The organism is Kitasatospora sp. NPDC032757, assembly GCF_055579305.1.
Genome location: NZ_JBVINN010000021.1, coordinates 37,181 through 50,250, shown reverse-complemented (window position 1 = coordinate 50,250; position 13,070 = coordinate 37,181). Strand labels below are relative to the sequence as shown.

The following is a 13,070-nucleotide window of genomic DNA, read 5'->3' as shown; positions in this document are numbered from 1 at the left end:
GCCGTCAGCACCCGCCGATGGCTCCGTTCTGCCAGGCGTAGTGGAAGTACCAGTTGCTGTCCGCGTAAGCGCCGTACACGTAGACGGTTCCCACGTACGTGGCGTTGTAGTTGTACGAGTAGGCGGCGTGGACCCGGTACCACACGTTGCCCTGGTTGTTGATGTTCTCGCCCCGCGTCCAGCAGTCGGGGGCGATCTTGTCGCCCCACCCGGCGTAGGAGCCCAGGTCGAGGCTCCACGGCTTGTAGGACGGCGAGTACGACTGGGGCAGGGAGTACAGGCCCACCCCGTGACCGCTGGGGGTGTGGCTGCTGATGTAGTACCACCCGTCGGCGGACGCGTCGCCCGCCGACAGGCCGACACCGCCGGCCGCGAGTGCCACCACCGCTGCCGTGGTGGCCCCGCGGCGCCCGATCCTGCGCAGAAGTCCCTTGCTCATGCCGGTCTCCCCTGTGGTCCGTCGTCTCCTCGGGTGCCGCCGCAATGACTGCGGCGGCGGAGACAGCTGACCCGACCACCCGCGGTGTTCGGTACCGGCTGACAGGAACTGACAACAGCTGACACCGAGGGCACCCTGTCCCGAACACCCCCTCCCCCATGAGGATCTGGGCGATCGCCGATCGCCGCCGCCACTCGTCGCTATGATCCGTACGCGACAAGCGAACAGTGGTCGCCGATGGATCTGACACTGTCTGACACCAGGGGGGCGTCATGGTGGATCGGGAGCCGCAGGCCGAGAAGCGAGAAAAGGCGCGGACTGCGGCGGAGAGCTTCGCCGCCGAGCTGTGCCGACTGCGCCGGGAGGCGGGCCAGCCCTCGTTCCGGACCATGGCGAAGAAGGCCGGCTCGATCTCCCACACCACCCTGTACGAGGCGGCCTCCGGCTCACGCCTGCCGTCCTGGCCCACCACCAGGGCCTACGTCCAGGCCTGTGGCGGCGACGAGGCCGAGTGGCACCGCCGCTGGTCCGCCGCCACGGGGAGGGAGGCGGCACCCGAAAACCCGCCGACCCGAACCCCGCCGGCCGTACGCCCGCAGCCCACCGCGTCCGACCGGCCCGCCGACGAACCGTCGGCGCCCCCGGCCGTCACCCCGGCCGGACCGTCCGCGCGCGGACACCGGCTCTGGACCCACGCGGTCGCCCTGCTGGTCGGCGCACTGGTCGGGGTCTGCTCCACCCTGGGCGTCCTCTCCTTCCACGAACCCGTCGCCGCGGCCCCGCTCCCCCAGGACTGCCCGACCGGAGACCCGGTGCCCGTCCGGTCCCCCGCCACGGACGTCGACGCGGCCGGCCCGCCGGCCGGGCCGCCCCGCCCTGCGACGGAGCCGCCCGCCACGGCGGCGGATCCGGCCTGGGTGGCCCGTCCGGCCGCCGACCAACAGGCCCTCCCCGGCACGGACGTCGTCCTGCCGGTCCTCTCCCCGGTCGTCCGGGGGGACGCGCTGGTCGTGACGATGATGCTGACCAGCACCTGCCCCGGGAACGTCACGGTCACGGACACCCGGGGCGATCTGTTCGAGACGGCGGGGGACGTGACGGACTCCAGGCGGCACCGGGTGCTGGTCTTCGCGGCCTTCGGCGTCCCCGCGCTGACGACGGCGGACTCCATCCACGTGACCTACCCGCACGCCAGCAAATACCACATCGCGGTGGACGAGTTCCGCGGGATCTCCGTCGCACGGGGCACCGCCCAGGCGCACGGCCCGTCCGGCGGGACGACCTTCACGACCAGTGCCACCCCCGCCACCTGTGCCCGTGGCGACCTCATGGTCGGCACGGTGGGCACCAACACCGGCACCGCTCCCGAGTTCGGCACCGGGTGGACCGCCCTCCCCGTGCTGGCCCTCTCCTCCTACCGGCTCACCACCGCCTACCAGGTGGCGACGGCCGGCGGCCTCTGCGCCGCGACCGGGCGGACCACCTCGCAGTGGGGGGCCGTCCTCACCGTCTTCCACTGACCGCGGGACGGGGCGGCTCAGGCCCTCCGGGGATCGCGCCCGAAGAACCCGGCCAGCCGGTCGTAGACCGGCGCGTCCTCGGGGACGGTCACCTCGGGGCCGAAGGCGCGGCCGTCGCCCTCGCTGCCGCGGTACTGGGGGCGCAGCGCGCCGTGGGCCCAGGCCAGCGAGGTGCGGGCCACGTCGTGGTCGAGGCCCGCCGTGGACTGGCCGGTGGCGCGGGCCAAGTCCCATCCGTGGACGGCGAATTCGGCGGTCTGCTGGTCCACCGGGAAGCGCGCGGGGATGACGCCGACGCCGGGGGCCTCGATGGTGCCGCTGAGCTCCCCGGCGCTGCGCCAGGCGGCGACCAGCTTCTCGGCCCCCGCCTCGAAGGCGTGCAGCCAGTCCTCCTCCACCCGCTCGAAGGGCTGCGTGAAGTCCGGGTCGTGGCCGTTAGCCCGGACGGTGAACTGCCGGAGGTCCCAGAGGAGGTGGCTGATCAGATCGGCCACGTCCCAGGACCGGCAGGTCGTCGGGTGTCCGGCCTGCTCGGCACCGACGCCGTCGATCAGGCCGGCGGTCTGGGCGAGGGCCCGGGCGAGCAGGTCGATCGGGTCTTCCGCTGCGGTCATGGCGACACCTCTTCGGGGCTGGGACGTGTGCTCGGACCGGCCGATCGTAAACGCGACCGCCGCCCCCCGGCCCGGCGCAACACCGCGCCGGGCCGATCACCGTCCCCTTCCGCCCGCCCCGCTCGTCCCCGACCGCCCCGCTCGTCCCCGCCCGCACCCCGGCGCCACCCGCCCCGGCGCCTCCCCCGCCCGTGCCCCCGCTCGGCGGGTCAGGCGGCCGCGAGCCCGCCGTCCACGGCGATCTCGGCGGCCGTGATGTAGCGGCCGTCCTCGCCTGCGAGGTGGGCGACGGTTGCGGCGACGTCGGCAGCGCGGCCGTACGCCCCGAGCACGGTCAGGCCCGCCTGGAAGTCGCCCGACGGGCCGTCCGCCGGGTTCAGCTCGGTGTCGATCGGCCCGGGGTGGATCACGTTGACGGTGATCCCCCGCGGGCCCAGCTCGCGGGCCAGCGCCTTGGTGAGCCCGATCGTCGCGGCCTTGCTGGTCGCGTAGAGCGAGGCGCCGGGGAAGGCGACGCGCTTCGCGATGCAGCTGCCGATGGTGACGACCCGGCCGCCGTCGGCCAGGTGGGCGGAGGCGGCCTGGGCGAAGAGGAACGGTGCCCGGACGTTGACCTCCAGCACCCGGTCCACATCGTCCAGCGCGAGCTCCTCGATCGGGCCGAACACGCCGACGCCCGCGTTGTTGACCAGGATGTCGAGGCGCCCGAAGCGCTCGGCCACCGCCTCCACGACGTCCCGGACCTCCTGCGGGTCGGCGCTGTCCGCGCGGACCGCCCAGCCGCGGCGGCCCATTGCCGTGATCTTGGCCGCGACCGCCTCGGCCCGCTCGGCGCTGCCCCGGTAGGTCAGCGCGACGTCGGCGCCCTCCTCGGCCAGCCGCAGCGCGACCGCCTCCCCGATCCCGCGGCTGCCGCCGGTCACCAGGGCCACCTTGCCGTCGAGCTTCCCGGGCCTGGCGCTCGCCCCGGTCGTCACAGCCGTCATCGTCGTCATATCGGTAGAACTCCTCGACTCGTTCTCGGACATGACTCGATCTTCGACCCGTGGCGCTCGCGGGTCCGGCGGTATTCGGACGTCGCGTTCAACGTTCAACAATCCCCGCGGGTTCGCACGGGTTCGCACGGGTTCGCACGGGCCGCGCCGCCGAGGCACCCGGTGCACGCGCCCCGACCCGCAGCAGCGGCCGCCCCCGTGGGGGACGGCCGCTCGGGACAGGCGGGGCGGTCCGTCAGAGGCTCAGGACCTGGCCCGGGAAGATGAGATCCGGGTTGTCGCCGATCGCCTTGGCGTTCTTGGCGTGCAGGCTCGCGGTGTCGGTGCCGTACTTGGCCGCGATGTCGCTCAGGGTGTCACCGCTCCTGACGGTGTAGCTGCCGCCGCCGGTGTTGGTGGCCGAGGCGGCCGGCTTGGCCGTGTCCTGCGACTTCCAGGACTGCGACTTCTGCGACTTCCCGGACGGCCGGGCCTGATCGCCCTGGGCCGGCTTCGCCTGCGGGGCCTGCGCGGGCTTGGCCTGCTGCTGGGCCTTGGGTGCGGCCGGCTTGGGCGCAGCCGCCCTGGGCGCGGCCGGCTTCGGGGCCTCGGCCTTGGCGGCCGGGGCCGAGGTGTCGACGGCCGCCGGGGCGCCGCCCTTGCTGAGGCCCGCCTTGGCCGAGCAGACCGGCCAGGCGCCGGGGCCCTGGGAGGCGAGGACCTTCTCGGCGACCGAGATCTGCTGCGCCCTGGTCGCCTGGCTGGCCTGCGACGCGTACGCGGTGCCGCCGTACGCGGCCCAGGTGGACGAGGTGAACTGCAGTCCGCCGAAGAAGCCGTTGCCGGTGCTGATGCTCCAGTTGCCACCGCTCTCGCACTGGGCGACCGCATCCCAGGCCGAGCTGGACGCGGCGGAGGCCGAGGTGGCCGTGACGAGGCCGGCCACCGGAAGGGCCGCGACGGCCCCGCCGACCAGCACCAGGCGGGCGCGGTTGCGGCGCCTGCCGGTGGTGGCGGTGTTGGTGGTGGCAGCGGCGGTCTCGTGACGGAAAGTCATGAAAGTCCTCTCGACAAGCCCCGGGCGGGCAGGCGGAACCAGACCCCTGGCAGGGCCTTCGCGCTCACCTCACTCGACGGGCGGCCACGCACGTGTCGGACGTGCCCTGCCGCCCCGGCCACCCTCGCTCGCCGACGGCCTGTTCGAGCCGGCCGTGTCGGCGGGCACTGCCCTCGCGCCGGGGGTCAGTCGGCGGGCTGTGCGTCGGGGGTGAACCCGGGTGGTGCTCGTTGCACCGCCAATGAAGCTACGGGCCCTCCCGGGCCGCCACAAGCAATTCTTGGACGCCGCAGGCCAGTTGACTGTTACCGGCGGTATCGATCATGAAACCCGGTCCGAAATGACCGGGTTTGACGGCATTTTCAAGATCAAATGGTCAATTTCCGTGCCCGCGCTCACATCTGTCCATCCGTGAGGCCGCCCACACCCGTCGACCCGGCGTGACGAACTGCTGACGCACCGTCACCGACGCCTCCGGAGTTCCTGGTTCCGCGCCGGCCCGCAGTGGCGTCGCCCACACGCGCCACTCTCCGTGGCCGCGCGATGGCGCAGCGCATGGTGCACGACCGGTCCGTATCCGATGCACCAGACGTGCCTGCACGACCCCCGCCCACCCCCCGGCCCCGGCCCCCGGCCCCGGCCCCCGCGTGCCGCGAGCGGTCAGACCCCGCCATCCAGCCCCGCGTCCCGCGCCAGCAGCGCCGCCTGCACCCGGTTCTCACAGCCCAGCTTGGCCAGGATCCGGCTGACGTACGTCTTCACCGTCGCCTCGCTCATGTGGATCCGGGCGCCGGCGTCCGCGTTGGAGAGTCCCTCGCCCAGCAGCGCCAGCACCTCCAACTCACGCGCGGTCAGCACCTCGAGACGCCGCCTGGCCGCCGCGCCCCGGGCAGCGGCCGGGCCGGAGCCACCACCGGCCAGTGAGTCCACGATGTGCCGGGTGGCGGCGGGTGAGAGGAAGGCGTTGCCCGTGGCAGCGGCCCGGACGGCCTGGATCAGCTCGGCCGGCGCGGTGTCCTTGAGCAGGAATCCGGCGCCGCCCTCCGTCACGGCGCGCAGCACGTTGTCGCGCTCCCCGAAGGTGGTGAGGATCAGCGCCCGCGCGCCGGGCGCCACCCGGCGCAGCTCGGTGAGCGCCGTGAGCCCGTCCATCACCGGCATCTGGATGTCCAGCAGGACGACGTCCACCCGGTGGGCCAGGGCGAGATCCAGGGCCTGCCGGCCGTCGGCGGCCTCGGCGACCACGTCGATGTCGTCGGCGGAGGACAGGATCATCCTGATCCCGGCCCGGATGAGCGGCTCGTCGTCGGCGACGAGGACTCGGATCACTGCTGGTCATCCCCTCGGTGGTGCGGGTGGCACTGCTCGGCACCATCCTCACACCTCCGGCCCCCGGCGTTTCCGGCGGTCAGGACTTCGCCGGGTAGTGCTGCTTGTCGACGAGGACGCCGTCCTTGAAGCAGAGCCGGACGATGTTGTCCTCGCCCCAGCCGGCGGACGCCTCCCCGGAGAGGAAGTAGCTGCACACCGAGCCCGCCGGCGGGGTGGGGCCGGAGCCTTTGTACTCCCTGGTGAAGAAGTCGTTGCCGACGGGCAGGCGCTTCTCCACGTCGGCCTGCGGTGTCCCGATCTCGATCGCGTCGTAGACCGACCGCTGCACGGTCGCCTCGTCGGCGGCACGGACGAACGACACCACGCCCCAGACCAGCAGGCCCAGAACGGTGAGCAGGACGAGCCCCCCACCCAGGGCGCAGCCGAGCGCGGGGCTGCGCCACCGCCGCGCACCCGCCCCGCCCTCGGCCGCCGGCAGCGCGTCCAGCATCCACGCCTCCGCGCCCCCGGCCCCGGACGCGCCCCCGATGCCCCCGGACGCGCCCGCCGCACCACCCGCCGCGCCGTCCGCCGCACCACCCGTCCCCTCGTACGGCAGCACCGCGGCGAGCCGGAACCCCTCCCCGGGCGTCGGCCCGGCGTGCACCATGCCGCCGACCAGCCGGGCCCGCTCGCGCAGGCCGGTCAGCCCCTGGCCGCCGCTGACCACGGCCGTGCCGCCGCCCGCCCGGACGCCCACCGGCTCGGGCGCCCGCGGGTTGGCGACCTCCACCACCAGGGCGTCCGGCTCGTAGCGCAGCGCGACGGTGATGGGAGCGCCGGGCGCGTGCTTGTGCGCGTTGGTCAGCGCCTCCTGGACGATCCGGTACGCGGCGTGGCCGACGTTGGCGGCGGGCGGGCGGTGCTCGCCCGCCTCGCTCAGGGAGACCTGCGTCCCGGCCGCCCGGGAGGACTCCACCAGCTTCCCGATCCCGTCCAGGCCGCCGGTGCGGCCGCCTCCGGGCGCCACCGCCGCGCCGGGCACCGACGGCGGGGCGGCCGACTCGTCGTGCAGCACGCCGACCACCTCGCGCAGCTCGCGCATCGCGGCGACGGCGGCCAGCCGCAGCACGCCGACGGCCTCCCGCTGCCGGTCGGTGAGGGTGCGGTCCACCTCCAGGGCGCCGGAGTGGACGGAGATCAGGGCGAGCTGGTGGCCCAGGCTGTCGTGCATGTCCTGGGCGATCCGGTGCCGCTCCCGCAGCCGGGCCTGGTGCGCGATCATGGTGCGCTCGCGCAGCAGCTGGTCGTTGCGCTCGCGCAGCGCGTCCAGCAGGGCCCGGCGCTGTGCCCGGTAGCGGCCCCAGAGCGCGGGCAGCACGGCGAGCAGCAGGAAGCCGCCGAGCGAGAACCCGATCACCAGCTTGACCGGGGCCGAGCCGGCGTCCTTCAGCACGCCCGTGGCCGTCATCAGCAGGAACCCGCCGGTGAACGAGCCGGCCAGCACGGTGACCCGCTTCACCCGGGCGCCGGCCGACCAGCCGGCGCAGACCAGCAGCGGCAGCGGCCCGGCGCCCAAGCCGCTCGCGGTCGCGGTGAGCACCAGGACGGTGGCCGGCAGGCCGCGCCGGAGCAGGAAGAGCGCGGCGGCGACCGGCCCGGAGACCACGCAGAGGCCGGGGTCACTGCCGAGCTCGATCAGTACCCCCAGCGCGCCCAGCAGCAGCGCGCCGCCGGCCTCGCGCACCACCATTCGGGGCCGCCAGGGCCCGGGGACCGCCGTCCGTACCGCCTTCGACCAGGCCTTTGCCAGTGCATCCACCCGTCGAGGCTAACGAATCCACCGCACCGGGCGCCTTCACCCTTCGTCTCGATCCACCCCCGACGAAAGTAGCGGCCGCACCCGACCACGCCCCCGGCGAAAGCAGCGACCGCACCCTACGTGGGTAGCGCCCGTACCCCCGCCGAAAGCAGCGCCCGCACCCGGCGAACGGCTGCGGCCGCCTCCCCTGCCCGGGCCCGACGGCCCCGTACGGCCCGTACACGGCCTGTGGCGCTCACCCGTACGCGGTGAGCAGCAGCGCCACGTCGTCCACCCGGTGGGTGGAGCCGACCTCGTGCAGCAGCCGCTCCGCCAGCCGGTCCAGCCCCTCCTCCTCCGGGTCCGCCGCCCCGCTGGCGTGCGCGAGGGCGACCCGTAGCCGGTCCACGCCCTCGTCGATCCCCACCGCCGGGTCCTCGACCAGCCCGTCCGTGTAGAGAGCGAGCAGCGATCCCCGGGCCAGCCGCAGCTCGGTGACCGGGTACTCGGACCTGTGGTCGACCCCGAGCAGCGGGCCGCCCGCGACGTACAGCGCCTCGGTGCGCCCGCCGGGGTGGCGCAGCACCGGCGGCAGGTGCCCGGCGCGGGCGATCAGGGCGCTGCCGTCGGAGGGGGTGAGCCGGATCAGGCAGCTGCTGGCGAGCAGTCCGGGGTCGAGGTCGAGCAGCAGCTCGTTGGTGCGCACGAGCACCTCGTCCGGCGGGTGGCCGCCGGTGGTGAAGGCCCGAACGGCGCTGCGGAGCTGGCCCATGGTGGCGGCGGCGCCCACGTTGTGGCCCTCGACGTCGCCGATGACCAGGGTGAGGTCGCGGCCGGTGACGATGGCGTCGTACCAGTCGCCGCCGATCTCCATGCCCTGGGTGCCGGGCAGGTACCGGGCGGCGATCCGGATGCCGTCCATCCGCGGCAGCCGGTGCGGCAGCAGGGCCTGCTGGAGGCCTCGGGCCAGGGCGAACTCGGCGTCGTAGAGGCGGGCGCGCTCCAGCGCCTGGGCGATGAAGCCGCCGAGGGCGGTGAGCAGGCCGCGCTCCTCCACGGTGAACGCGCGGGCCTCGTCGAAGCCGATGATGCAGCTGCCGACCGGGTGACCGGAGGCGATCAGCGGCAGGAAGGCCCAGGCGCGCATCTCGTCCAGGGCGATGCCGGGGTAGGCGGCGGCGAGCTCGTGGACGGACTCGAAGAAGATCGGCGTCCCGGTGCTGAGCGCCTCGGCGCCGGGCACCCGGGCGCCGATCGGGGTGCCCTCGAAGCGGTCCAGGAACCCATCCGGGTAGCCGCTCTGCGAGATCAGGTGCAGGTGCTTGTCGCGGACGGCGTAGATGGCCAGCTCCTGACCGCCGAAGGCCGGCAGGATCTCGTCCGCGACCGCCCTGCAGACCTCGCGGACGGTGACGGCCTCGGTGAGCGCGCTCGCGAGCTGGAGCAGGTGGTACATGCCGCCGACGCCGGTCCGGGCGCCCGGCGGGGGCTCGCTCGGCGGCTCGGCCGCGCCGGGCGGCGGTTCGGCGGCGACGACGCGGCCGGTGACGCCGTGCGCGTCCGGGTAGAGCGAGAAGGCGAACCAGTCGTCCGGCGGCCTGGCCGCCAGGAAGGCGGTGGGCTGCTGGGAGAGCATGGCGGCCCGGTAGCGGTTCTCGTACACCGGGTCGGAGAGCCAGGGCAGCGCCTCCCAGGGGTGGTGGCCGACCAGGTCCTCGCGCCGGGTGCGCAGCAGCAGCTCGACGCTGCGGTTGGCGTAGGTGATCCGGCCGTCCGGGTCGAGCGAGAACACGCCGTCGCGGAGCCGTTCGACGGCGGCCGCCGCGGCCGTGCCGGTCCGGGTGTCCAGGACGGCGCCGACCAGGTGGGTGCGCGTGCCCGGGCCGCCGCCCTCGGGGACCCTGCCCCAGAGCTCGACGGGGAACGGCCGCCCCTCCTGGTCCAGCACCCGGACCCGGGCGGCCAGCATCCGGCCGCGGTCGAGGGCCGCGCGGGCGGCGGCCCGGAACTCCGGCAGGTCACTGGGGGCGATCCGGGTGGTCAGGGTGGCCGCGCGGCCGTCGAACTCGACGGGGTCGAGGCCGAAGATCTCGCAGAACTGGTCGTCGACGGAGAGCGCCCCGGTGGCCACGTTCCAGTCGAACAGGCCCACCCGGGTGCTGGGCGGGGTGGCCGGCACCAGCTCGACCACGGCGGTGTCGCCGTTCGGCTCCACCGGGTGCCCGTCCGCCTCCAGAGCCGCCAGCCCGGCCGCCAGCCGGTTGGCCACCGACCGCAGGTGTCGCCGCGCGCCCTCCGGCACGCCCTCGTCGGAGGCCGCCCAGAGCACGCTGAGCACCCCGTACCGCTCCTCGCCCACGGTGACCGGCACACAGGCGGAGGCGAAGTCGTAGGGCATGCCGACGGCGAGCTGCGGGAAGCGCCGCATCGTGTCCTCGCTGTCGGAGAGCGTGACCGTCCGCCCGGTGCGGTAGCTGACCGCCACCGGCAGCGGCCCGGCCGCGGCCACCCGGCGGAACGCGCTGATGATCGACAGCGGCACGCCCGCGATCGTGCAGAGCACCAGCGACCGCCGGTCGCGCGAGCGCAGGTAGACCATGCCGCCGTACGCGTCGGTGCTGCCGAGCGCCTTGCGGACAGCGGTGGCGAGCAGGGCGTCCCGCTCGTGGGCCGCCCTGGCCGCGGCATCGCTCTCCCGGGGGCGGTGCGGGTCGGGTCGCACCGCCCGGGGACCGCCGGTCACGTGCGGACCGGACCGGTCCGCCGGCACACCCTGGCGCATCCTCTCTTGCTACGCCCGGGTCAAGAGACTGTCAAGGCGAGCCCGGCCCCGCCCCGGCATGCCCGCCGCCGGAGGCTGCGCCAGCATGGTCACCATGGCGCGCACCGACCGGGGCCCGACCGGCCCGACCACCGTCGTCAACCTCAAGGGTCACCGCGACGACCCCGCGTACGCCGACGTCGTCTACGTCGGCCGCGCCATGCACCGCGGCGGCTGGCATCTCCCGGAGCACCCCCTGCACTGCCCCTACCGCCCCGGCCCGGACCTCACCCGCGAGCGGATGCTCACCCTGTACCGCGCCCACCTCCTGGCCCGCCCCGATCTGCTCGCCCTCGTCCCCGAGCTCCGCGGCCACCGGCTCGGCTGCTGGTGCGTCCCCCTCCCCTGCCACGCCCAGGTCCTCGCCGACCTCGCCGACCACGGCCCGGGCGGCGAGGCCTGAGGTTCAGAGCGCGCCGAGGTCGATCTCCACCGGGAACGGCACCGCCGTCCTCACCGTGCCCGCGAACACCTCGCCGTCCCGGTAGGCGCAGCTCGCCGGGTCCAGCACGGACGTGTAGACGACGGGAACGCCCGAGGCCACCTGCTCGACCCGCCAGTAGAACGGGATGCCGGCCTTCGCGTACTGATCCACCTTGACCACCCGGTCGGTGGTCTCCGAGCCCGGCGAGACGACCTCCACCACGAGCGCCACGTGCTCGGGTCTCGTCGGCGCGATGTCGATGGTGTCCGCCCGGTAGACCACCACGTCGGGGCGGCGGTTGTTCAGCGGCACGTCCTGCAACCGGACATCGAAGTCCGTGTCGGCGTTCCACTCCGCACCCCCGGCGCGGTCCAGCGCGTTGGCCAGAAGGCGGGCCAGCCGGTTGTGGCGCTTGGAGGCACTCGGGCTCACGACCACCATTCCGTCCACGATCTCGATACCCGTGCACTGTTCCTCGGACCAGGAGTCGTACTGGTCACTGGTGATCTGCCGGTGCATCCACGCGGGTGCGATCATCTCGGCGCTCACGGCCTACCTCCCCGGAGCCTGCTCGGCGGACTCGGACTGCGCAGCACAGCCTACTGCCGCCGGCTGACGGAGCGGCACCGGTGGACGGGCGCCTGCGAACGATCGCCCGCCGCTTCGATATCCTCGCTCGGACAGCGCAGCGCAGCGGCTGCCCAGGGGGAAGCGAGTACCGAAGATGCAGCTGGCAGCGTCCGACCGTTCCGCAGCGCGTGTGCCCGGGCAGCCCGACGGGGCTGGCGGGGCGTCGTGGCAGTGGGACGGCGACGGCGGTGAGACGTCGGAGGCGCCGGGCGACGTGGTCAGCGGGGGTGGCGGGGAGGGCGGCGGGCCCCGGCTGAGCCGGCGGCAGCTGCTGACCGGGGCCGGGGTGCTGGCGGCGGGCGGGGCGGTCTGGGCGTTCACCCGGTCCGGCGGCGGGCCCGGCCCCGTGCCGCCCAAGCCGCGGCCGACCCGGCTGGCCGGGCCGGAGCCGCTCTGGACGTTCCGGGGCCCGGAGGCGATGACGCCCGAGCGGCTGAGCGACCGCCCCTCCCGGCCGGTCTTCGTCTCCCGCTCCGGGCTCCAGGTGCTCGACCCCGCCACCGGTACCCCGCTGCGCACGCTGGCCTTCCCCGTGCCCACAAAGGACTGGCCGAGCGATGTGGAGCTGTCGAACGCCCGCGTCGCCATCGGCGGCGACCGGGTGTACACCGTCTCGAACGGCCACATCGACAGCCGCCACCTCACCGACCCGTCCTCGGAGTGGAGCCTGCCGCTGCCCGAGGAGCTGAGCAGCGGCATCACGCTGTTCGGCTGCGACGGTGACCTCGTCTACGGCCGGGCCACGCCGCGGCCGTTCGACTCCGAGGGCGACCTGTTCGCCGTGCGCTACCCGGAAAGGGTCGTGCGCTGGGCCCGTCCGTCCGTCGGCGGCGAGCGGCCGTTCACCCCGCTCACCTCGGCCGACGGCCGTGTCCCCGTCGTCGACACCCAGGCGGGCGGAAGCCACCTGGCCCTGCTGGAGACCGCCACCGGCAAGCGGCTCTGGGAGGTGCCCGTCGAGGTGAGCACGAGCTGGGCCGTCGCCGACGGCGAGCACGTCTACGCACCCGCGAACTCGGCCGGGGTCCGGGCGCTGCGGCTGGCCGACGGCACCCCGCGCTGGTCGGTCGTGCCGGGGCCGTCCGAGGAGTGGCGCTGTCTGCCGCCGGTCAGCGACGGCGCCCGGCTCTACCTGCCCCGCGACGACGGTCTGGTCACCGCGCACGCCGTCGCCACGGGGGCCGAACTCTGGTCGCACCGGCTGCCGTTCCGGCTGGACCGCCGCAGCCGTCCGCTCCTGGCCGGGCCGACGCTCTTCGTGCCGGGCCCGGCGGCCGCCGGCGTCTGCGCGCTCGACGCGGCCACCGGCGAGGAGCGCTGGACGTTCCGCGACTCCGGCCCCGGCGTCGACGTCTGGTCGCTCTCCAACGATGCCACCCGCCTCTACGCCGGCCACGACGACGTCCTGCACGCCCTGCCCCTCCCCTGACCGGGCGCCGCCCGGCCCCGGCGCCACCGCTCCCGGCCCCGCCACCCCAC

The 13,070-nt window shown here is 74.7% G+C and carries 11 protein-coding genes; 3 read left to right on the top strand and 8 right to left on the bottom strand.

What is annotated here, in order from left to right; all coding sequences use genetic code 11:
* Positions 1 to 4 precede the first annotated feature (4 nt).
* Positions 5 to 439 carry a hypothetical protein gene (locus ACZ5WK_RS22675; protein WP_465549415.1) on the bottom strand — a complete coding sequence of 145 codons (435 nt, stop codon included), beginning with the start codon at positions 437 to 439 and terminating at the stop codon, positions 5 to 7.
* A gap of 272 nt (positions 440 to 711) precedes the next feature.
* Here ACZ5WK_RS22675 and ACZ5WK_RS22670 point away from each other — a divergent pair, with 272 nt between their 5' ends.
* Positions 712 to 1,959, top strand: coding sequence for a hypothetical protein (locus ACZ5WK_RS22670; RefSeq protein WP_465549413.1), 1,248 nt, complete (start codon positions 712 to 714; stop codon positions 1,957 to 1,959).
* 17 nt (positions 1,960 to 1,976) lie between these two features.
* On the opposite strand, the gene ACZ5WK_RS22665 is transcribed toward ACZ5WK_RS22670, so the two are convergent.
* From ACZ5WK_RS22665 to ACZ5WK_RS22640, 6 genes are all read right to left on the bottom strand, one after another.
* Positions 1,977 to 2,573 (bottom strand): TIGR03086 family metal-binding protein, encoded by a 597-nt coding sequence (locus ACZ5WK_RS22665; RefSeq protein ID WP_465549411.1) that lies wholly within the window; start codon positions 2,571 to 2,573, stop codon positions 1,977 to 1,979.
* 209 nt (positions 2,574 to 2,782) lie between these two features.
* The gene (locus tag ACZ5WK_RS22660; protein ID WP_465549409.1) at positions 2,783 to 3,568 is read right to left on the bottom strand and encodes an SDR family NAD(P)-dependent oxidoreductase; all 786 of its coding nucleotides are present in this window, start codon (positions 3,566 to 3,568) and stop codon (positions 2,783 to 2,785) included.
* Between the two features lie 235 nt (positions 3,569 to 3,803).
* Positions 3,804 to 4,604: a LysM peptidoglycan-binding domain-containing protein gene (locus ACZ5WK_RS22655; protein WP_465549407.1), complete on the bottom strand. Its 801-nt coding sequence runs from the start codon at positions 4,602 to 4,604 to the stop codon at positions 3,804 to 3,806.
* Between the two features lie 660 nt (positions 4,605 to 5,264).
* Positions 5,265 to 5,933: a response regulator gene (locus ACZ5WK_RS22650; protein ID WP_396323362.1), complete on the bottom strand. Its 669-nt coding sequence runs from the start codon at positions 5,931 to 5,933 to the stop codon at positions 5,265 to 5,267.
* Positions 5,934 to 6,012: 79 nt separating this feature from the next.
* Entirely contained in the window at positions 6,013 to 7,737 is a 1,725-nt protein-coding gene (locus tag ACZ5WK_RS22645; protein ID WP_465549405.1) for a sensor histidine kinase, read from the bottom strand.
* A gap of 235 nt (positions 7,738 to 7,972) precedes the next feature.
* Positions 7,973 to 10,459, bottom strand: coding sequence for a SpoIIE family protein phosphatase (locus tag ACZ5WK_RS22640; RefSeq protein WP_465549403.1), 2,487 nt, complete (start codon positions 10,457 to 10,459; stop codon positions 7,973 to 7,975).
* A 133-nt stretch (positions 10,460 to 10,592) separates the two neighbouring features.
* Between ACZ5WK_RS22640 and ACZ5WK_RS22635 the strand changes: the two genes are divergently transcribed.
* On the top strand, positions 10,593 to 10,940 hold the full coding sequence (locus ACZ5WK_RS22635; RefSeq protein WP_396323359.1) for a DUF4326 domain-containing protein: 348 nt from the start codon (positions 10,593 to 10,595) through the stop codon (positions 10,938 to 10,940).
* A 3-nt stretch (positions 10,941 to 10,943) separates the two neighbouring features.
* On the opposite strand, the gene ACZ5WK_RS22630 is transcribed toward ACZ5WK_RS22635, so the two are convergent.
* Positions 10,944 to 11,510, bottom strand: coding sequence for a Uma2 family endonuclease (locus ACZ5WK_RS22630; protein ID WP_396323358.1), 567 nt, complete (start codon positions 11,508 to 11,510; stop codon positions 10,944 to 10,946).
* 175 nt (positions 11,511 to 11,685) lie between these two features.
* On the opposite strand from ACZ5WK_RS22630, the gene ACZ5WK_RS22625 reads away from it, so the two are divergent.
* Positions 11,686 to 13,020, top strand: a complete 1,335-nt coding sequence (locus ACZ5WK_RS22625; protein ID WP_465549400.1) for an outer membrane protein assembly factor BamB family protein — start codon at positions 11,686 to 11,688, stop codon at positions 13,018 to 13,020.
* The last annotated feature ends 50 nt before the right edge of the window (positions 13,021 to 13,070 follow it).